The sequence below is a fragment of the Phyllobacterium myrsinacearum genome, assembly GCF_002980555.1.
GTDB lineage: Bacteria > Pseudomonadota > Alphaproteobacteria > Rhizobiales > Rhizobiaceae > Phyllobacterium > Phyllobacterium myrsinacearum.
Genome location: NZ_PVBT01000003.1, coordinates 362,230 through 380,908, shown reverse-complemented (window position 1 = coordinate 380,908; position 18,679 = coordinate 362,230). Strand labels below are relative to the sequence as shown.

General features: G+C 58.5%; 25 protein-coding genes. 10 read left to right on the top strand and 15 right to left on the bottom strand.

From position 1 onward, the window contains the following. Nucleotide 1 precedes the first annotated feature (1 nt). The 3 genes from sdhD to C5750_RS12545 all read right to left on the bottom strand — a co-directional run bounded on the left by sdhD (nt 2) and on the right by C5750_RS12545 (nt 1,652). The gene (sdhD, locus tag C5750_RS12555) at nt 2-385 is read right to left on the bottom strand and encodes a succinate dehydrogenase, hydrophobic membrane anchor protein (RefSeq protein ID WP_105734227.1); all 384 of its coding nucleotides are present in this window, start codon (nt 383-385) and stop codon (nt 2-4) included. Nucleotides 386-398: 13 nt separating this feature from the next. Then, nucleotides 399-797, bottom strand: coding sequence for a succinate dehydrogenase, cytochrome b556 subunit (sdhC, locus tag C5750_RS12550; protein ID WP_105734226.1), 399 nt, complete (start codon nt 795-797; stop codon nt 399-401). Between the two features lie 381 nt (nt 798-1,178). Continuing rightward, the gene (locus C5750_RS12545) at nt 1,179-1,652 is read right to left on the bottom strand and encodes a GNAT family N-acetyltransferase (RefSeq protein ID WP_105734225.1); all 474 of its coding nucleotides are present in this window, start codon (nt 1,650-1,652) and stop codon (nt 1,179-1,181) included. Nucleotides 1,653-1,844: 192 nt separating this feature from the next. On the opposite strand from C5750_RS12545, the gene C5750_RS12540 reads away from it, so the two are divergent. From C5750_RS12540 to C5750_RS12515, 6 genes are all read left to right on the top strand, one after another. Beyond that, entirely contained in the window at nt 1,845-2,249 is a 405-nt protein-coding gene (locus C5750_RS12540; RefSeq protein WP_105734224.1) for a hypothetical protein, read from the top strand. Nucleotides 2,250-2,316: 67 nt separating this feature from the next. Next, entirely contained in the window at nt 2,317-3,027 is a 711-nt protein-coding gene (gene queC / locus C5750_RS12535; RefSeq protein ID WP_105734223.1) for a 7-cyano-7-deazaguanine synthase QueC, read from the top strand. Next, nucleotides 3,024-3,683: a 7-carboxy-7-deazaguanine synthase gene (queE, locus tag C5750_RS12530; protein WP_105734222.1), complete on the top strand. Its 660-nt coding sequence runs from the start codon at nt 3,024-3,026 to the stop codon at nt 3,681-3,683. Before queC ends, queE begins: the two co-directional genes overlap by 4 nt. Nucleotides 3,684-3,742: 59 nt before the next feature. Further along, nucleotides 3,743-4,129: a 6-pyruvoyl trahydropterin synthase family protein gene (locus tag C5750_RS12525; RefSeq protein ID WP_105734221.1), complete on the top strand. Its 387-nt coding sequence runs from the start codon at nt 3,743-3,745 to the stop codon at nt 4,127-4,129. Between the two features lie 23 nt (nt 4,130-4,152). Further along, nucleotides 4,153-4,587: a preQ(1) synthase gene (queF, locus tag C5750_RS12520; RefSeq protein WP_425350462.1), complete on the top strand. Its 435-nt coding sequence runs from the start codon at nt 4,153-4,155 to the stop codon at nt 4,585-4,587. Between the two features lie 25 nt (nt 4,588-4,612). Next, nucleotides 4,613-5,041, top strand: a complete 429-nt coding sequence (locus tag C5750_RS12515) for an OsmC family protein (protein WP_105734219.1) — start codon at nt 4,613-4,615, stop codon at nt 5,039-5,041. Here the strand turns inward: C5750_RS12515 and C5750_RS12510 are convergent. Then, nucleotides 5,038-6,240 (bottom strand): GGDEF domain-containing protein, encoded by a 1,203-nt coding sequence (locus tag C5750_RS12510; RefSeq protein ID WP_105734218.1) that lies wholly within the window; start codon nt 6,238-6,240, stop codon nt 5,038-5,040. The genes C5750_RS12515 and C5750_RS12510 overlap by 4 nt on opposite strands. Before the next feature lie 142 nt (nt 6,241-6,382). Continuing rightward, entirely contained in the window at nt 6,383-7,792 is a 1,410-nt protein-coding gene (leuC, locus tag C5750_RS12505) for a 3-isopropylmalate dehydratase large subunit (RefSeq protein WP_105734217.1), read from the bottom strand. Between the two features lie 194 nt (nt 7,793-7,986). Between leuC and C5750_RS12500 the strand changes: the two genes are divergently transcribed. After that, complete coding sequence (locus C5750_RS12500) at nt 7,987-8,637, top strand: DUF1287 domain-containing protein (RefSeq protein WP_105734216.1); 651 nt, start codon at nt 7,987-7,989, stop codon at nt 8,635-8,637. Here the strand turns inward: C5750_RS12500 and C5750_RS12495 are convergent. From C5750_RS12495 to rimM, 6 genes are all read right to left on the bottom strand, one after another. After that, nucleotides 8,634-9,452 (bottom strand): amino acid ABC transporter permease, encoded by an 819-nt coding sequence (locus C5750_RS12495; protein WP_105734215.1) that lies wholly within the window; start codon nt 9,450-9,452, stop codon nt 8,634-8,636. The genes C5750_RS12500 and C5750_RS12495 overlap by 4 nt on opposite strands. A gap of 8 nt (nt 9,453-9,460) precedes the next feature. Then, nucleotides 9,461-10,255: a basic amino acid ABC transporter substrate-binding protein gene (locus tag C5750_RS12490; protein WP_105734214.1), complete on the bottom strand. Its 795-nt coding sequence runs from the start codon at nt 10,253-10,255 to the stop codon at nt 9,461-9,463. 207 nt (nt 10,256-10,462) lie between these two features. Then, nucleotides 10,463-10,915, bottom strand: a complete 453-nt coding sequence (gene rplS, locus C5750_RS12485) for a 50S ribosomal protein L19 (protein WP_105734617.1) — start codon at nt 10,913-10,915, stop codon at nt 10,463-10,465. Nucleotides 10,916-11,108: 193 nt separating this feature from the next. Then, a complete protein-coding gene (locus tag C5750_RS12480) occupies nt 11,109-11,636 on the bottom strand; it encodes a GNAT family N-acetyltransferase (RefSeq protein WP_105734213.1) in 528 nt (175 codons plus the stop codon). 13 nt (nt 11,637-11,649) lie between these two features. Next, complete coding sequence (trmD, locus tag C5750_RS12475; protein ID WP_105734212.1) at nt 11,650-12,366, bottom strand: tRNA (guanosine(37)-N1)-methyltransferase TrmD; 717 nt, start codon at nt 12,364-12,366, stop codon at nt 11,650-11,652. Further along, complete coding sequence (rimM, locus tag C5750_RS12470; protein WP_105734211.1) at nt 12,363-12,941, bottom strand: ribosome maturation factor RimM; 579 nt, start codon at nt 12,939-12,941, stop codon at nt 12,363-12,365. The genes trmD and rimM overlap by 4 nt, the downstream gene beginning before the upstream one ends. Nucleotides 12,942-13,095: 154 nt before the next feature. Here rimM and C5750_RS12465 point away from each other — a divergent pair, with 154 nt between their 5' ends. From C5750_RS12465 to C5750_RS12455, 3 genes are all read left to right on the top strand, one after another. Continuing rightward, the gene (locus C5750_RS12465) at nt 13,096-14,052 is read left to right on the top strand and encodes a tyrosine recombinase XerC (protein ID WP_162800134.1); all 957 of its coding nucleotides are present in this window, start codon (nt 13,096-13,098) and stop codon (nt 14,050-14,052) included. An 18-nt stretch (nt 14,053-14,070) separates the two neighbouring features. Beyond that, nucleotides 14,071-15,144, top strand: a complete 1,074-nt coding sequence (locus C5750_RS12460; protein WP_105734616.1) for a TraB/GumN family protein — start codon at nt 14,071-14,073, stop codon at nt 15,142-15,144. 132 nt (nt 15,145-15,276) lie between these two features. Further along, the gene (locus C5750_RS12455) at nt 15,277-15,522 is read left to right on the top strand and encodes a hypothetical protein (RefSeq protein ID WP_105734209.1); all 246 of its coding nucleotides are present in this window, start codon (nt 15,277-15,279) and stop codon (nt 15,520-15,522) included. Between the two features lie 68 nt (nt 15,523-15,590). On the opposite strand, the gene lpdA is transcribed toward C5750_RS12455, so the two are convergent. Genes lpdA through C5750_RS12435 form a run of 4 tightly spaced genes read right to left on the bottom strand, consistent with a single transcriptional unit; the run spans nt 15,591 to nt 18,672 of the window. Beyond that, a complete protein-coding gene (gene lpdA / locus C5750_RS12450) occupies nt 15,591-16,997 on the bottom strand; it encodes a dihydrolipoyl dehydrogenase (RefSeq protein WP_105734208.1) in 1,407 nt (468 codons plus the stop codon). A 33-nt stretch (nt 16,998-17,030) separates the two neighbouring features. Next, nucleotides 17,031-17,561, bottom strand: coding sequence for a hypothetical protein (locus tag C5750_RS12445; RefSeq protein WP_105734207.1), 531 nt, complete (start codon nt 17,559-17,561; stop codon nt 17,031-17,033). A gap of 8 nt (nt 17,562-17,569) precedes the next feature. Beyond that, complete coding sequence (locus C5750_RS12440) at nt 17,570-18,220, bottom strand: LysE family translocator (RefSeq protein ID WP_105734206.1); 651 nt, start codon at nt 18,218-18,220, stop codon at nt 17,570-17,572. A gap of 2 nt (nt 18,221-18,222) precedes the next feature. Next, nucleotides 18,223-18,672, bottom strand: a complete 450-nt coding sequence (locus tag C5750_RS12435; RefSeq protein ID WP_105734205.1) for a VOC family protein — start codon at nt 18,670-18,672, stop codon at nt 18,223-18,225. Between the last annotated feature and the right edge of the window lie 7 nt (nt 18,673-18,679).

Below are 18,679 nucleotides of genomic sequence, written 5' to 3'. Positions count from 1 at the left end.
ATTAGCCTCCGAAGCTCAGCTTGATGATCGCAAAGACGCAGGCAACGCCCACCACAAGGGTGAAAAACGTGTTGAGCATCAGACAGGCGATCTTCTTGCCTTCGCTGGTTACGTAGTCTTCGATGATGACCTGCATGCCGAGGCGCATGTGATAGAGACCCGAAATAATCACCATCAACAGCACCAGCCCGGTCAGCGGATGGGAAAGAGCGGCCCGGGTTTCCGCATAGCTTGCGCGGTGCAGGTAAATGACCAGGCCGATGAAAAACAGCATCAACGGCACGTTGGCAACGGCTGTCAGCCGCTGGCGCCAGAAATGCTCGGTCCCTTCATGTGCGGAGCCCAGTCCGCGGACTTTCTTGAGCGGTGTGCGCATTTCACTCATTGTCCCGCCTCCTTTACAAAACCGTGAACGCTGCGATCCAGATCAGGATCGTCAACGCAATGGAGAGAACGAGCGAGGCAACAGCCATTTTCGTCGTGGTGTGCTTGTCCAGTCCGCGGCCCGTATCCCAGACGAGATGGCGAATGCCGCCGATCATGTGGTGAACGAGCGCCCAGGTGTAGCCGAGCAGGACGAGAAGACCGATCCAAGAGCCGAATACCCAGCTGACAACGTTGAACTGGCTCTCGCTGGTCGCGGTCGCAATCAGCCACCAGGCAACCAGCAGCGTGCCGAAATACAGCGCGCCGCCGGTGATGCGGTGAACGATGGACATGACCATGGTGGGAATTGGTTTGTAGATTTGCAAATGCGGCGACAGCGGCCGGTTTGCATGCAGGTTTGTCTTGCTCATAGCGTCCCCAATGATAAGCACCGCGCCATTTGAACCTTGACTGACGGGCAGGGCCGAAAGGCTGGATAGAGGCAATTTAGAAGGGTTTTAGTCCCGTTTTTGCACTGCGTCAAAGGCCCATTCACCCCCCTCATGCGGCGAATTGGCACCAATAGCAAGCCCATAAGGTTTGTTTAGAAAATTCAATCGTTTAAAGCGCCGCATAGAGCTGCAAAGGCCCGTATTTCACCTCAAATCGGCAATCAATTTTATTTGAGTGAGTCTGTCCGGTTTAACCGGTTTTACCGTATTGCGGCACCCGATTGTGCAAACGCGAACAGGACATTCCGGGTCGTTCCCAGAATGTCCCGCGCAGCGCCAAGCTTCAGGAATTGACCCGCTCTACTGATTGCCGAAACGGATGATGAAACTGGTCCAGTCCGCGGGCGCCGCAATCTGCTCATACAGTTTGCGGCCGTCTTCCGGCAGGCGCGGCGCGTTAAGTGACAGCTTGGTCCAGCCGCGTTCTTCTGCCTTGTCGGCGAGGACATCGATCAGCGCCTTGGCAATACCCTTGCCGCGATGATCATGGTGCACATAGATGTGATCGACCTGCCCGGCGCGCATGCCGGACACGGGTTCCGGCAGATCGTAGAAAATGACAAAGCCCACGAGATGGCCGTCGAGCCGCGCTCCGGCGATCTCTGCCGCACGGTCCCGCAGCAGGTTTTCAGCATAATAGTCATCCGGGCGGCGGGGTGCGCCGCGTTTCAGCGCCTGGGCATAGCTGGCCAGAAGAGGTGCGAACTCGTGTGCATCGTTGAGATGCAGCAGAGAAATGTCGACGGCGTGTTCGTCCGGGCTCTTTGTCGTCATGGTCGCATCATCCCTTTCACTCCGGCAGCACGTCCGGCTGCCCCGCAGCATTGAGGATTGGTTGATTGTGCACCGCACGTCAACCGGCGGATCGCAGCAAAAATCGATTCAAAGGCGTTTTGGCAGATGACAAGCATTAATAAAAGGTTAATGCTTGGGCTGTCGCAGCCCATTCAACAAAGGAGCTTGTCCATGTTCGCCTTCTGCAAACACACGGCCGCACTTTTGCTGTCGGGCCTGGCCGTTATGGCCGCCACGCACAATGCCGCTGCCTACGACATCAATCTGCGAGATGCCTATGGCGATGAATATGGCAACATCATCGTGCAGGATCCCAATGGACCGAAGATGATCTTTGTCGGCGCGACAGCTGCCAAATCGGACAGGCTTGCCCGCGAACTCCGCAAGAAGGTTGCCGTCTACAAGCGGGCCAAGGGGCCAGCGATCATTTCTCCTCCCGGCGACCCCTATGTGGTGGGTGTTATTCCGGCGCCCAACACGAGCTGCGATGGCCCGATAGTCGTGCGCGGCCGCGGCTACATGTATGGCATCAACCGTGGTGAAACGCCCATTCTCGGGCTTCCGGGCTGCCAATAGCTCACATTTGATTTGCCTCGCTGTTCCGCGCCCTGTAAGGGGGCCGCTTCATTGAAGAGGTTCATTCATGGCTCGTAATGCTGACGGCGCACTCGTCCTTTTTTCCGGCGGGCAGGATTCTGCAACCTGCCTCGCCTGGGCGCTTTCGCGGTTTGACCGGGTCGAAACGGTCGGCTTCGACTATGGCCAGCGCCACCGGGTAGAGCTTGACGTGCGCAATGATTTCCGCGCCGAGGTGATCCGGCGGTTTCCCGATTGGGCGAAGCGGCTCGGCGACGACCACCGGCTTGATGCCGGCGTGATCGGCCAGCTCGGCGCCACCGCCATGACCGGCGACATCGCGATCGAGATGGCAGAGAACGGCCTGCCCAACACATTCGTGCCCGGCCGGAACCTTTTGTTTTTCACGCTTGCTGCGGCACTCGCCTACCGGCGCGGATTGCGCGTTATCGTCGGCGGCATGTGCGAGACGGATTATTCCGGCTATCCCGACTGCCGCGACGACACGCTCAAGGCACAGCAGGTTGCCCTTTCACTGGGACTGGATCGCCGCATCACCATCGAAACCCCGCTGATGTGGCTGGACAAGGCCGAAACCTTCGCCCTGGCGCGCGACATAGGCGGCGAACCGCTGCTCGATATGATCATTGAAAACACCCACACCTGTTATCTCGGCGACCGCTCGGCCCGCCATGCCTGGGGCTACGGCTGCGGCACCTGCCCTGCCTGCACCCTGCGTTCCGGCGGCTGGTCCAAATTCAAGGCGGAAGCCGCATGACCTATGCCGTCAAGGAAATTTATCTGACGCTGCAGGGCGAGGGCAACCATACCGGCCGTGCGGCGGTGTTCATGCGCTTTGCCGGGTGCAATCTCTGGTCCGGGCTTGAACGCGACCGGGCAAACGCCCAGTGCCGGTTCTGCGATACGGATTTCGTTGGCGTGGATGGCCCCGGCGGCGGCAAGTTCAAAACCGCCGACGCGCTTGCCGATGCCGTTGCCGGCGCCTGGCCGAAAAGCGCCCGCTCCAAGGGCAAGCCCTATGTCATCTGCACCGGCGGCGAACCGCTGCTGCAGCTGGACCAGCCGCTGATCGATGCCTTTCACGCAAGAGGCTTCGACATCGGCGTCGAGACCAATGGCACCATTGCCGCGCCTGATGGCATTGACTGGATTTGCGTGTCACCCAAGGCCGACACCACCCTTGTCCAGACCAGCGGCCACGAGCTCAAGCTTGTCTATCCCCAGGCGGAAGCCCAAACCGATCCGGCCCATTTCGAACACCTTTCCTTTCAGCATTTCTATTTGCAGCCTCTTGACGTCATCGGTGATCCGGCGCAAACCGCCCGGCATGTGGCATCTGCAGCGGCCTATTGCCTCGCCCATCCGCTTTGGCGGCTGAGCACGCAGACACATAAACTGATCGGCTTGCCCTGAGCTGAGGGCAGGCTTTTTTGGCGGGCGCCTGTATTGCGCCAGAGCTGACGGGAAAAACCATGAGAATCTTTATCGACTTCAATTTTGAAGCGGCTCACCATCTGCCGCACTCCTTTCCGGACGGGCATGTCAACCAGCGTCTGCACGGGCACAGCTTTCGCGTCCGCGTCAGCCTGCAGGGCCGCCCGGACCCCAAAACCGGGTTGATCGCCGATCTTGGCGCCGTCAAGACCACGGTCGACAGCGCAAAAGACGCATTGGATCATCGCTATCTCAATGAAATTGCGGGGCTGGAGTTGCCGACGCTTGAAACCATCGCCATATGGCTGTGGCGGCGTATTGCTCCGGACCTTCCGGCGCTGGCCGAGATCGGCATTTACCGCGACAGTTGCGGTGAAGGCTGCGAATATCAGGGCGAGTTTGAAACACTGGAGGAAGCGGCATGAGTCATTACGCAGAACAGGCAACGATGCTGGGCAAGGATGTTCCCATCCCGCATGATCCCGATGAAGCCTTGCTCGACGCGGTTCCCAACCCGCAGGCGGGGACACTGTTTCTGGCGCGTTTTACCTGCCCGGAATTCACCTCGCTGTGTCCCGTGACCGGCCAGCCGGACTTCGGCCATCTGGTTATCGACTACGCGCCGGACCAGGCCCTGGTCGAATCCAAGTCGCTGAAGCTTTTTCTGACCAGCTTCCGCAATCACGGCGCCTTTCACGAGGATTGCACCGTGAACATCGGCAAACGCATCGTCGAGGCCGTTAAGCCGCTGTGGCTGCGCATTGGCGGCTACTGGTATCCGCGCGGCGGCATCCCCATCGATGTCTTCTGGCAGACCGGCCCGGTACCGGAAGGACTGTGGCTGCCGGACCAGGGCGTTCCCGCCTATCGCGGCCGCGGCTGATCAAAACACAACGGGAGACGGTAAAATGGCTGAACTCAGGGTAAGAACACGGGATGTCGGCGCGACGGCGGTTCTGGAGCGAGGCGGTCAACCCGTTGTCACATCCCATACGGGCGGCGTGCTCAACGTCGCCCATGCGGTTTCGGAGCAGGGTTTTGCGCCGCTCGACCTGCTCTATGCATCGCTTTCGGCCTGCCTGGTGCTCAGCGCCAAAATGGCAGCATCGCGGCTCGGCGTTGCCGACAAGCTCGAAGCGGTTCAGGCGCATGTCACCGGCGACAAAGCCAAGGACGGTCTTTCGCGCGTTGACCGCTTCCACATAGCCTTCACCATCACCGGCGATATCGATGACGCGACAAAGCATGCGATCATTGAGGCGGCCGAGAACGAGATTTGCACGGTAAGCAATACGCTGCGCGGCGATCCTGCGTTCACGACAACCCTGCAGGATTAACGCTCAAGCCGCTGGACATTGTCCATCGCCGTGTCAGGCAGATCATTGGCTGCGAGGCGCACGCAATTTCGCCCTGCTTTCTTTGCTTCGTAGAGCGCGTGATCGGCGCGGCGCATCATGCTGCTGAAGCCCTCGCCTGCCTGGAATTCCGCTATGCCAAAACTTGCGGTGAAACTGTCATTGCCCGCAAGCTCCGTCAATTTGAAACCGGAAAAGGCAAGACGGACATCTTCCGCATAATGCCGTGCAGTCTGACTGATGGACCCCGGAAGCAGGACGGCAAATTCCTCGCCGCCGATGCGGGCCGCGATCTTCTCGCAATCGGATACCGATTTGAGAATCGCGGCGAAGCCTGCAATGACCTTGTCGCCGGTTGCGTGTCCATAGGTGTCATTGATCTGCTTGAAATAATCGAGATCGCAGATGATCAGGCAAACGGGAATATCGCCGGCCTGAGCCTCGCTCAGGGCCGTGCGCACCCGCCGTTCGAACCCGCGCCGGTTGAACAGCGATGAAAGCACATCCGTTTCCGAATCCGTGGCGATACTGGCAAGCAGATTGCGGGTCAGGATCGTCAGGAGCAGAATGGCCGTTGCAACGGACAGGACCGCCGATGCCGACTGCGACAGCAAGGCATATTCCGTCGCAATGTAGCTTTGCGGCCGGTCGCCCATGCCGCCGAGCGCGGTGGCGAGGAACGGCTTTGACAGGAAATGCGCTGAATTGAGCACGAACAGGCCCATCAGAACCCGGTCAAACGCGGAACGGCGCTCCGAACGCGCCACCAGAAAGGCGCAGATGGCAAAAATGACGGCATACGGGCCCTGATAGACCGACATGCGGACAATCGATTGCCGGGCCATGTCCACCGTCAGCTGATTGGAGACCAGCGACAGAACCAGCACGACGGCAAACAGCCACCATGGCGTGATCTTCGCATAACGCTGAGCCACGCCTGCCGCAAAGATCAGCATGGCGACGACGAGCACCGCAAAGGCGAGGAAAACCGCACCGCGTGCGTCAGCCAGGGACGGAATCAGAAACTCGATGGCAAAGTTCAGCATCCCCAGCCCATAGGCAAGGGCGAAGAAACGCGCCGGAACGCAGTTCTTGTCATAAAAACTGATCATGAAGAACGCCGCGGCAAAAATGCCCGACATGAAAAGGTTCATTGCGAGAATAAAGCCCGCACCGCTCATAATTTCATCCTGTGATCTGCCGAACGGGGCAGCCTGTTTTCAAGACATTATCACGTAAAAAGTTCAGGAGCGCGAGATGGTTACAAAAAACGGGGCTTTAAGCCCCGTTTGCAGTGTTTGCGCGATGGCGAGTTCTACAAAACTATTTCCACTCGCGAATATCGACGAAATGACCGGCGATGGCTGCCGCGGCCGCCATGGCGGGTGAAACAAGATGCGTACGGCCCTTGAATCCCTGGCGCCCTTCGAAATTGCGATTCGACGTGGACGCGCAACGCTCCCCCGGCTTCAACCGGTCGTCGTTCATGGCAAGACACATGGAGCATCCCGGCTCGCGCCAGTCGAAGCCGGCAGCCTTGAAAATCTTGTCGAGGCCTTCGGCTTCCGCCTGCTCCTTGACCAGGCCGGAACCCGGAACAATCATCGCATCGACCGTTTCCGCAACCTTGCGGCCTTCGACAACCTTGGCAACGGCGCGCAAATCCTCAATACGGCCGTTGGTGCACGAGCCGATGAAAACCCGGTCCAGCTTGATCTCGGTCATCGGCGTGCCCGGCTTCAGACCCATGTAGTCCAGCGCGCGCCATTTCGATGTGCGCTTGTTTTCGTCGCTGATTTCATCGGGGTTGGGCACGGCACCGGTGATCGAGATCACGTCTTCCGGCGACGACCCCCAGGAAACGATGGGCGGCAGGTCGGCGGCATTGAGCACGACCACCTTGTCGAAATGCGCACCCTCGTCAGATTTGAGCGTCTTCCAATACTCGACGGCCTGATCGAATGCTTCGCCCTTTGGTGCGCGCGGCTTGTCCTTCACATAGGCAAAGGTCGTCTCATCGGGTGCAATCAGACCAGCGCGGGCGCCGCCTTCGATCGACATGTTGCAGATCGTCATGCGGCCTTCCATCGACAGCGCACGAATGGCTTCACCGGCATATTCGATAACGTAGCCGGTGCCGCCAGCGGTACCGATTTCACCGATGATGGCAAGGATGATATCCTTGGCGGTGACGCCGGCCGGCAGAACGCCATCAACACGCACCAGCATGTTCTTGGCTTTTGACTGGATGAGCGTCTGAGTGGCCAGAACATGCTCGACTTCCGACGTGCCGATGCCGTGCGCCAGTGCGCCGAAGGCACCATGTGTCGATGTATGGCTGTCGCCGCAGACAATCGTCATGCCCGGAAGAGTAAAGCCCTGCTCCGGTCCGATGATGTGGACGATGCCCTGACGAATATCCTTCTCGGAATAATATTCGACGCCGAAATCCGCAGCATTCTTGGCCAATGCTTCAACCTGAATGCGGCTTTCCTCGTTCTTGATGCCGTTGACGCGATCCGGCGAGGTCGGCACATTATGGTCGACGACAGCCAGCGTCTTTTCCGGGTGACGGACCTTGCGGTTGGTAAGGCGCAAACCTTCGAAAGCCTGCGGGCTGGTCACTTCATGCACAAGGTGACGATCAATATAGATAAGGCAGGTGCCATCGGCCTGCTGATCAACCAGATGATCATCCCAGATCTTGTCATAGAGTGTACGTGGCGCAGTCATCGCGATCCTCGGCAATGGTAGGTGCTGTAAGATTATGTCGTGGACATATGCACTCGGTGTCCACTTACGTCAAGAAACAAGCGGCAAAAGTAATATTTCGGCGACAAAGCGCCGCGACACGTGGCTGCTTCTCCATGATTTTGACGCGATTCTACCGGTACTTCGCTTCAGACCGGCACATGGGAGACGCAAAAATGGTTTCACGGCGCACTGTTGTATTGGGTGGTCTTGCCGCCCTCGTTTCCGTTTCCGGTTTGCTCCGCCTGCCGGATACGGCCCGTGCCGGGAACACACGCCCCTTTCCCGAGCCGGATGCCTGGGCAGCCAAACTGATCTCCGCAGCCGAAAGCCAGATCGGCCAGACGGTGCTCTACGATCCCGCCTATACCCGCATACCCTATCCCATGGGCGATGTGCCGCCCGAACGCGGCGTCTGTACCGACGTGATCATCCGCGCCTATCGCCAGGCGGCAGGGATTGATCTGCAGGAACGGGTTCATCGCGATATGAAGGCCGCCTTTGACGCCTATCCCAAATCCTGGGGAGCCAAACGGCCCGACACCAGCATCGACCATCGCCGTGTTCCCAACCTTGCAATGTTTTTTCAGCGCGCGGGTGCTGCTTTGCCCGTTACATCAGACGCGCGGGACTACAGGCCCGGCGACATCATCACCCAAATGCTGCCAGGCAACCTCCCCCATATCGGCATCGTCACCCATCGGGCAAGTCCCGATGGCACCCGTCCCCTTGTGGTCCATAATATCGGTGCCGGCACGAAGCTTGAGGACCGTCTGTTTGAATTCCGGATTACCGGGCACTTCCGTTATGCCCCGCGCCTGGCCTAGGTGCGGTCGTTCAGCCGCGCTTCGAGCCAACGCAGGCTGAGGGACAGGCTGATCGTCAGGATCAGGTAGACATAGGCAACGACAGAATAGGTTTCGAAGAAGCGAAACGAGCCCGAGGCGTAGACCTTGCCCATTTGCGTCACGTCAACGACGCCAAGCACCGATACGAGTGACGAATCCTTCACCATCGAGATGAAGTCGTTGCCATAGGGTGGCAAAATGGTGCGCAAAGCCTGCGGCATCACGATCAGCCGGAAGCGCTGGAACCGTTTCAGCCCGAGTGATTTGGCCGCCTCGATCTGTCCCGCATCGACGGCCTGGATACCGGCGCGAAAGATTTCCGCCAGAAATGCCGCATAGGCAAGTGTCAGGGCAATGATCGCCCGCCACAGAAGTGAAAAATCCCGCACCAGCAAGGGTTCGAACAGGCCGGCGCTCTGGAGCGGATGGGTGAGGAAATTCCACAGGGCGACAACGGCCGGTGCGCCGACAAAGGCGATGTAGAACAGGAGAACCAGCAGAGGAATTCCGCGAACGATTTCGACATAGAACCGGGCGGTCTGCCGCAGGACGATATGTTCCGAGAGGCTCATCAGCGCAAGCAGAAGGCCGAGGCCCGATGCGAGCAGGAATGCCAAGAGCGAGACCCAGACGGTGATCCAGATGCCTTGCGAGACCGTGGAAAACACCTGCCCGTAGATATCGCTGACGAGGATGGCTATGCCGAGCGCAACAGCGATGACCACGGCAGCGGCCAGCCACCAGGGGAAGTCCTTCCTGACGAAAGGACTTCTGTTCTGTGAGGGAACTGACAAGCGGCGGCCTACTGGCCAAGCTTGTAGTCGAGGAACCACTTTTTGGTGAGGGCGTCGAACGTTCCGTCGGCCTTCAAGGCTTCGATGGCCGCATTCACCGGGCCAACGAGATCCGACCCCTTGGCGAAGATGAAGCCGAAATCCTCAGCACCCAGCGGACCGCCAACGAGTTTAAGCGCGCCGCCGGACGCATCCACATAGCCCTTGCCCGCCGTGCTGTCAGTCAAGACCACGTCAACATCGCCGGTTTTGAGCGCCTGGATTGTCGCGCCAAACGTTTCGAACAGCTTGATGCGCGGATTTTGCTCGTTGCCGTCGAGCAGATTGTAGACTGCCACGTAGAAATTGGTTGTACCCGGCTGGGCTCCGACAAGGCCGTCCTTGATCTCACCAAAGCTCTTTGCATCAGAAAAGCGCTTTTCATCGGCGCGAACCAGCATGAATTGCTCTGAACGCATATAGGGTTCGGAAAAATCCACCTTCTGCTTGCGCTCATCATTGATGGTAATGCCGGTCATGCCGATCTGGTACTGATTGTCGGCCACGGCCTGTATCATCGCATCCCAGCTGGTATTCAGATATTCCACTTTGAAATTCAGCCGTTTGGCAATTTCATTCATGGCATCATATTCCCAGCCGACTGGCTTGCCGGTCTTGGGATCGACGAATTGCAGCGGCGGATAGGCATTCTCCGTCACAACCGCAACTTTCTTGCCGCCAAGGTCGGGAAGGGGAGCCGCCAGCGCGGAAAATGGAACCATGGCGAGTGCAAGCCCCGCCAGCAGAACGGATCGCAAATTCATGTCAGACCTCTAATATTGCGTTTTGATCAAGCGAAGCACAAATTTCACTTTATGAAGGCCCCGTCAATCCCCGAACGGCATGCAACTGCTTTATTCGCTATCGTGCAAGCACGATTTTTTCAACCGGGCAAGGAAACGGAAAAGGGTCTCGCCCGAAACAAAAAAGGCGGCCCGAAGACCGCCTTTTCAAACTCAAAACAATCGCACTTATTCAGCAGCGGGTGCCTTGGCAACGGTTTCTTCCGTTACCTTTTCGGCTGTACCGGTGACCGGAACAGCGGCTTTGCCCTTGCGGTTGTCTTTCTTTTCGACAATGCGGGCAGCCTTACCGGTCAGGCCGCGCAGGTAGTAGAGCTTCGCGCGGCGAACCTTGCCGCGACGGACGATCTCTACGCCTTCAACCAGCGGGGAAATGATCGGGAATACGCGTTCAACGCCTTCGCCGTAGGAAATCTTGCGAACTGTGAAGTTCTCGTTGATGCCAGCACCGTTGCGGGCAATGCAAACGCCTTCATAAGCCTGAACGCGGGTACGTGTACCTTCCGTCACGCGAACATTAACGCGGACTGTGTCGCCTGGCTTGAAATCTGGAAGCACGCGCTTGGCTTCGATTTTTGCTCTCTGTTCGAGATCGAGCTGACGAATAATATCGACGGTCATCGTCTTCATCCTTTTCTTTTTCAAACAGCCAGAGCGCTCAACACTTGCAATGCAGCATCCCGGCCGCATGTCTATGCCTCTGAGGAGGCAGGAGCGAATTCACCATCCATTGATTATCGGACTTGGGATTTTCCCAAGTTCGCGGCCAGATACACCATAAAAGTCCGTTTGTCACCTCTGGCAGCGATTCTTTTTAGCGCTGATTGCCGCCCGAGTCGAGCCGAAGCGGTTTGCGCATGAAAACCCGCCGTGTTTCGTCAAGGCCCCTTTCGATGTGATCCCGGCGGATATTTATCAGTGCAGCACTGAGAGTGTCGTCGGGAATATCGGTGAATCCAAGCCGCCGGTAATAGGGTGCATTCCACGGAACATCCAGGAATGTCGACAACAGCAGCCCCATCCTGGCCTCTTTGCGGGCACGATCCTCCACCAGCCCGATCAGTGCCGATCCAATGCGTTTGCCGGCGTGAGCCGGATCCACATCGATCTGTTCGATATAGAGATGATCATCAACCACATCAAAAATCACGAAGGCGACCGGTCGCTTGTCAACGGCTACAAGGAGGCGATTCTGACCTATCCGTTCGAGCAGAAGGGCGGCCGGCGTGGGATCATCATTGGCGATTTGTTCCATGCCAACGGCATGGAATCGTGCGGCCGAGGCCCGTTCAATAGCCTGAACAGCGGGGACATCCCCCGCATCACCGCTGCGAAACTGCATTGTCCTGGCCCTGTTATTGACGTGGCTTCCTGGCCTGCGGATAACGATCCCATAGGTCCGGACGCCGTTCCTGCGTCAGTTTTTCCGCTTCAGCCCTGCGCCATTTCTCAATAGCCCCATGATTTCCGGAGAGAAGGACGTCGGGAATACGGCGCCCCTCCCACTCCTGCGGCTTGGTGTATTGCGGATGCTCCAGCAATCCCGTCTCGAAACTCTCCGTTTCACCCGACTGGGCATTGCCCATCACACCGGGCAAAAGCCGAACGATCGCGTCGAGGACAACGATAGCTGCCGTCTCGCCGCCGGAAAGGATGTAATCGCCGATTGAAACTTCTTCAAAGCCGCGCGCTTCGATCAACCGTTCATCGACGCCTTCGAACCGGCCGCACAGAATGATTGCGCCGGGACCCGCAGCAAGTTCGCGCACACGCTCCTGGCTCAGCGGTTTGCCGCGGGGGCTCATGAAGAGCCGCGGCCGCTCATCAGCCACCGCATCGACGGCACGCGCCAGAACATCTGCCTTCATCACCATGCCGGCCCCGCCGCCGGCAGGCGTGTCATCCACCATGCGGTGGCGATCCGTAGCGAAATCGCGAATCTGCACTGTCTCAAGCGACCATGCCGTATCGGCCAATGCCTTTCCGGCAAGCGAGACGCCGAGCGGCCCCGGGAACATTTCCGGATAGAGCGTCAGTACGGTCGCACGGAAACCGGCAGCCTGGCCGCTCATGGCCGCTCTTTCCCGCCATCACCGCCGAGCTGCCTACGCCGGTCCTCTTCTTCGTTCTCGTCAGGAATAAGCCCGGCGGCTGCGGGGTCGATAACGACCTGTCCAGCCTTGATGTCGATATGCGGCACGGCGGCCTGGGTGAACGGAATCAGCATCGGCCGGCGCCCCGGTATCGTCAGCTCGATGAGGTCACCGCCGCCGAAATTGAACATGGCCGAGACCTTGCCATAGGGATTGCCTGCGTCGTCGACGGCATCGAGCCCGATCAGGTCAGCATGATAGAACTCATCCTCTTCGAGTTCCTCCGGCAGTTGCGAGCGGTCAATGAACAGCGTCGTGCCATTCAGCGCTTCGGCCATGGTGCGGTCATTGACCCCGCGGAACCGCACAACGACAACCGTATTGGCCGGGCGGATAGCCAGAATCTCGAAACTTCTGCCGGTCACATCGTAAAGCGGGCCATAATCAGCCAGCGCCAGCGGGTCACCGGTAAACGTCTTGACCCGCACTTCGCCGCGCGTTCCGTGCGCTGCACCGATAACGGCGAGTTGCACTGGATCATTCAATTTTGCCATCGGGCTGTTCCATTCCTATCTTCTCTTCCCGACGAATTACTCTGTCTTTGGCCAAACGCCAAGTGCGAAGGAGCAGCCCTCAAGGGAAAGCGAAACGACTCCGTAAGGACTGTCGTGGCATGCTCTGCTCCGATACACGGTAAGGAGTATGGCAATGGCGGCGCAGCCCCAGAATGCCGAGTTTCTTGTTTCGGCCCGGCCAGACCTGATCGCAGCGCGGGAAGAATGGCTCAGATCACTGAAAAACACCCGGCGTCTGGCGGCCAACACGCTGGAGGCCTATGAGCGCGACACCCGTCAGTTCTTCCAGTTTCTCACCGGCCATCTCGCCGAGCCGCCATCCCTGAAGGATGTGGCAACCCTGCGGATTGCCGATCTTCGATCCTACCTGGCCCGGCGGCGGAATGACGGTGCCGGTGCGCGCACGCTCGGGCGGGGCCTTGCGGGCATTCGTTCGTTTCTGCGCCATCTGGAAAAGCAGGGCATGGCCAATGCAGCAGCCTCCATCGCCATGCGCGCGCCAAAGCAGCCCAAATCCCTGCCAAAGCCGCTGACGGCCATCGATGCGCGGCGCGTGGTGGAAAAAGGCGAACAGCTCAACGAGGAACCCTGGATTGCTGCGCGCAATGCGGCGGTATTGACCCTGCTCTACGGTTGTGGCCTGCGCATTTCCGAAGCACTCAACCTGGACGGCGCCGCCTTGCGTGACGCTTCGGCGCGTTCGATCCCCATCACCGGCAAGGGCGGCAAGACACGCATGGTGCCGCTCCTGCCCATTGTTCACCGGGCGGTGGAGGAGTATCGCACCCTTTGCCCCTATGAACTGGATGCGGGGAAACCGCTCTTTCGCGGCGCGCGGGGCGGTGAACTGCATCCAGCCATCATCCAGCGCGACATGCAGAAAATGCGCGGTGCACTCGGCCTGCCGGAGACCGCGACGCCGCATGCTCTGCGCCATTCCTTTGCGACCCACCTGCTCGGGCGCGGCGGCGATTTGCGCACCATCCAAGAACTGCTCGGCCATGCCAGCCTGTCAACGACACAGGTCTATACCGGCGTTGACACAGACAGACTGATGGAAATCTACGACAAGGCACATCCCCGCGCCTGAACGCCATATGGATTGATGATGACCCACTCCGGCCCCACCACTTCTCTTGATCGCATTGCTGAGGGCGCACTGCGGCTTCTGGCTTTCCTGAGCTGGATTCTGCTCGCCTCATTCCTTGTCGTGGCGTTTGGCACAATCCGCGCACGCGCCGAGGATGCCTCCTGCGGCGGACGCGATCTCGTGGCCGAAATGGCCAAGTCGGACCCTGCAAAGCTTGCTGCCTTGCGCAAGGAAGCGGCGGCAACGGTGAACGGCAAAGGTATCCTTTGGAAGATCGGAAAGCCGGGAACCAAGCCTTCCTGGCTCTTTGGCACCATGCATTTGACGGACCCACGCGTGCTAAAACTTTCGGATGCGGCTCAGGCAGCCTATCAGGGGGCGGCAACGGTCGTCATTGAAACCGACGAGGTGCTTGATCCGAAAGCCCCGTTGAAAGTCATGGCGCAGGATCCGGGATTGATGATGTTCACCGACGAGAACACGTTGGAGAAGCTCATTCCGGCTGACAAGATTGAGGGTGTGAAAGCGGGCCTCGCCGCACGCGGCCTTTCATTGGCGGCGCTCAACAAGATGCAGCCGTGGATTGTAACGAGCATGCTGGCCATGTCTCCTTGCGAGGTGACGCGCAGCAAAAGCGGCACAGCCTTCCTCGACGTCAAGCTCGCCCAGGACGCCAAGGCACAGGGCAAGACGGTCACTGGGCTAGAAACCATCAAGGATCAGCTCAGCGCCATGGCATCCCTGCCGCTGAAATTCCATGTCGAAGGACTTGTCGAGACGCTGACACTTGCACCGAAACTGCCAGACATCTTTGAAACCATGACCCTGCTTTACACGCGCGGCGACATAGCCATGATTTTCCCGGTGATACGGTCTATTTCTCCCGACGGCACGGCGAGCGGCGAAAACTATGCCGCGTTCGAGGAAAAGATGATCAATGCGCGCAACCGCGTCATGGCGGAACATGCCGTTCCAATCATCGACAAGGGCAATGCCTTCATAGCCGTGGGAGCCTTGCATCTTCCCGGAGAAAAGGGACTGGTGGCCCTGCTGCGCAGCAAGGGCTTTACGATCGAGGCGCAACAACCTTAAATCTTGTCACATCTGGCAGAGTGATTCCAAGCCCTTATATAAGGCTGGTCAGCCAGATGATGGGCGATTTCGGAACCTAGGCTGTTCTGAGCCGTTTATCATTCTGAATGCAAGAGTGTGACGGAGGACATGATGACCTATGATCCCAATTTGCAGCGTCCGGTGGAGACGCAGTCCGATCGCGAGCCCAAGACGGCTCCATCAGGTGGCAGCGGCTTTCTGATTGCTGGTATTCTGATCGCAGCGTTGATTATCGGCGGCTATTATTATCTGAACAACAGTTCGACCATGGATGGCCCGGAACCGACAGCACCAACAACGCAGGCGCCTGCACCGGCAACGCCAGCTCCCGCCAATTCGGCCCCAAGCAACAACTAGTTCCAACGCGCTTTGGAAACCAAAAAGGCCCGAAATTTCGGGCCTTTTCTCATTTTCATGCTTGGAGATTACATATGGATCGGCTTGGCGAAGGTTGCCAGCGCTGCTTCGCGGACGGCTTCCGACATTGTCGGATGTGCATGGGTTGTCCGCGCCAGATCCTCTGACGAGCCACCAAATTCCATCAGGACCGTTGCTTCGTGGATCATCTCGCCGGCGCCAAAGCCGACAATGTGGACGCCAAGCACACGATCGCTCGCCTTATCCGCGAGGATTTTGACAAAGCCATCTGTCTGCAGCATGGCGCGGGCGCGGCCATTGGCAGTGAACGGAAATTTTCCAGCCTTGTATTCGATGCCGGCCGCCTTCAACTCTTCTTCCGTCTTTCCGACCGAAGCCACTTCCGGCTGCGTGTAGACAACGCTCGGAATGGCATCGAAATTCACATGCCCCGCCTGTCCGGCCAGAATCTCGGCAACGGCAATGCCTTCGTCTTCGGCCTTGTGCGCCAGCATCGGCCCCTGGACAACGTCGCCGATCGCATAAATGCCTGCAACGTTGGTCTGCCAATGGTCATTGATCGCCACCCGTCCGCGATCATCGACGGCAACGCCGGCTTCCTTGAGCCCGAGACCATCCGTGTAGGGACGGCGGCCCGTGGACACGAGAACGGCATCGGCCTCAATAGTCTGGGCGTCACCGCCCTTGACTGGCTCGAACGTCACCTTGGCTCCCTTGCCGGACTTTTCAACGCCCGTCACCTTGGCGCCAAGCTTGAACGCGATTCCCTGCTTTTCCAGCATCCGCTGGAACTGGCGCGATACTTCACCATCCATCGGTCCGAGAATCTTGTCGAGATATTCGACAACGGTAACCTCGGCGCCGAGGCGTGCCCAGACCGAGCCCAGCTCAAGTCCGATGACGCCGCCGCCAACGACAACGAGATTGTCCGGAACCTTGTCGAAATCCAATGCGCCGGTCGAAGATACGATGACCTTTTCATCGAACTTGACGTCGACACCCGGAATACCGGCGACATCGGAACCGGTGGCGATGACAATGTTCTTGGTCTCGATTTCCTGTACCTTGCCATCGTCGCCAGTGACGGACACCTTGCCGGCCGCCACGACCTTGCCAGTCCCCTTGAAGGTATCGATCTTGTTCTTCTTGAACAGGAAGGCCACACCACTGACATTGGACTCAACCGTCGCGTCCTTATGGGCAAGCATCGCCTTCAGGTTGAGCTTTGGCGTGCCAACCTCAACGCCCAGCTTTGCATGGGTGTGGCCGGCCTCATGGAAGACTTCCGAAGCATGCAGCAATGCCTTGGAGGGAATGCAACCGATATTGAGGCAGGTGCCGCCAAATGTATCGCGCTTTTCGATCACCGCAGTCTTCAGGCCGAGCTGTGCAGCCTTGATCGCACAGACATAGCCGCCAGGGCCTGTTCCGATGATGACGACGTCATATGACATGATTTAATCCTTCTCTTCTGACGCAACGCGAAACTATTGTTCGGGCACGCATTCTTTGAAACGGAAGACTTCCCACGGGAAAGTCTCCAAGGGCTTTTCAAGTTTGAAATTGAAACTGCTCATGGCGCCGGAGAAATCCGGCAAGAGCAATGCCTGGGCCGAGGGCTCCTTGGCCTTTGGCAGCAGCTCGGCATCGGCCCCTTCCTTCAAGGCGTAGACGACGCCTTTCCAGACGGTGCATTGCTGCAGCTCTGCACCTGCCGCATCGCCTGCCGGGCACTTGTACGTGATGACGGCATTGGGCCTGCTACCATCCTTGTTCCAGGTGACAACACCGTCCATCTTCAGATCGCTGTCATTCATCTTGATGGTGAATTCATTGGTCGTGATCGCCGGCCCATCGTCGGGAACGCTTTTAAAGGTCAGCGTGTAGTCGTCATCCCGGTCCGTATAGACCGCATGGTCCTGCAGGCAGGCCGCGAAGGCTGGCGATGACAGGATCATGCCGAGCGCCGCAAGCAGGGCGACGCTGTTTCCAGGACGAAAGCTGGGCAATCTGATCATCCGTGTTCCTAGCCCGCCTGCTGCGTCGCGAGCTTGATGCCGAGGCCGATGAAAACCAGGCCGGTCACGCGGTTGAACCAGCGTCCCCACGCAACAAAACGCTCACGCACGGATTGCATGGTGAAGAACGTGGATACGGCGACAAACCAGGCAATAAGCGCGGTGGCCATGAACAGGCCGTAGGTTGCCTGCACCAGCGCCGGGGTTTCGTGGCTGACCAGCGCTGAAAACAGCGACAGGAAGAACAGGACCGGCTTGGGATTGAGCGCATTGGTGACAAATCCCATGAGAAAACAACGCCAGTCGGAAATATTCTTTTCCCCAGCGTCGCCGGCGATAGCTCCAGGTGCTTCCCCAGATGCTTCCATGCCGGGAGCGCGCAGAGCCTTGATGCCCAGATAGAACAGATAGGCAGCGCCTGCCCATTTCAGCATGCCGAAGAGAAACAGCGATTTGGACACCAGAAGGCCAAGGCCAAGAATGGTGTAGCTGATATGGAAGAGCAGCGAGGCACCGATGCCGAAGCTGGTCATGATGGCACTGCGGCGGCCATGCACGATGCTCTGGCGCACAACAATGGCAAAATCGGCGCCCGGCGAGACGATCATGATCGAGAAGACGGCCATTAGGCCGAGGAACTCATACATGTAGTGTGACATGCCTATTCTCCGGCAGGCGCTTCAAGCGCGGCGTTGAAGGCCCAGACATGACCAAAGGGATCACGAATACGGCCATAGCGGGCATTCCAGAACGTATCCTCAACGGGCATGATCACCGTCGCACCGGCCGCCACCGCACGGTTCACCGCCGCATCGACATCGGCGGGCTTGGCGAGATTGATGTTCAGCGCAACGCTCGCGCCGCCGCGGGTGACCGGCGATAAAACATCATTCTCACCGTCCGGGTTTTTGTATTCGGGAAATTCGTCATGCAGCATGATCGAGCCGCCAAACAGCGAGAGAGTGGCATGCAACACGCGCTTGCCATCATCGGTCAGTTGCCTGAAGGTATTTTCGGCACCAAAGGCCTTTTCGTAGAAGGCGATCGCTTCAATGCCGCCTTTCACGCAGATATGTGGTTCGACAGGTGGGAAATTCGGTGCAAAAGCCATTTTGAAT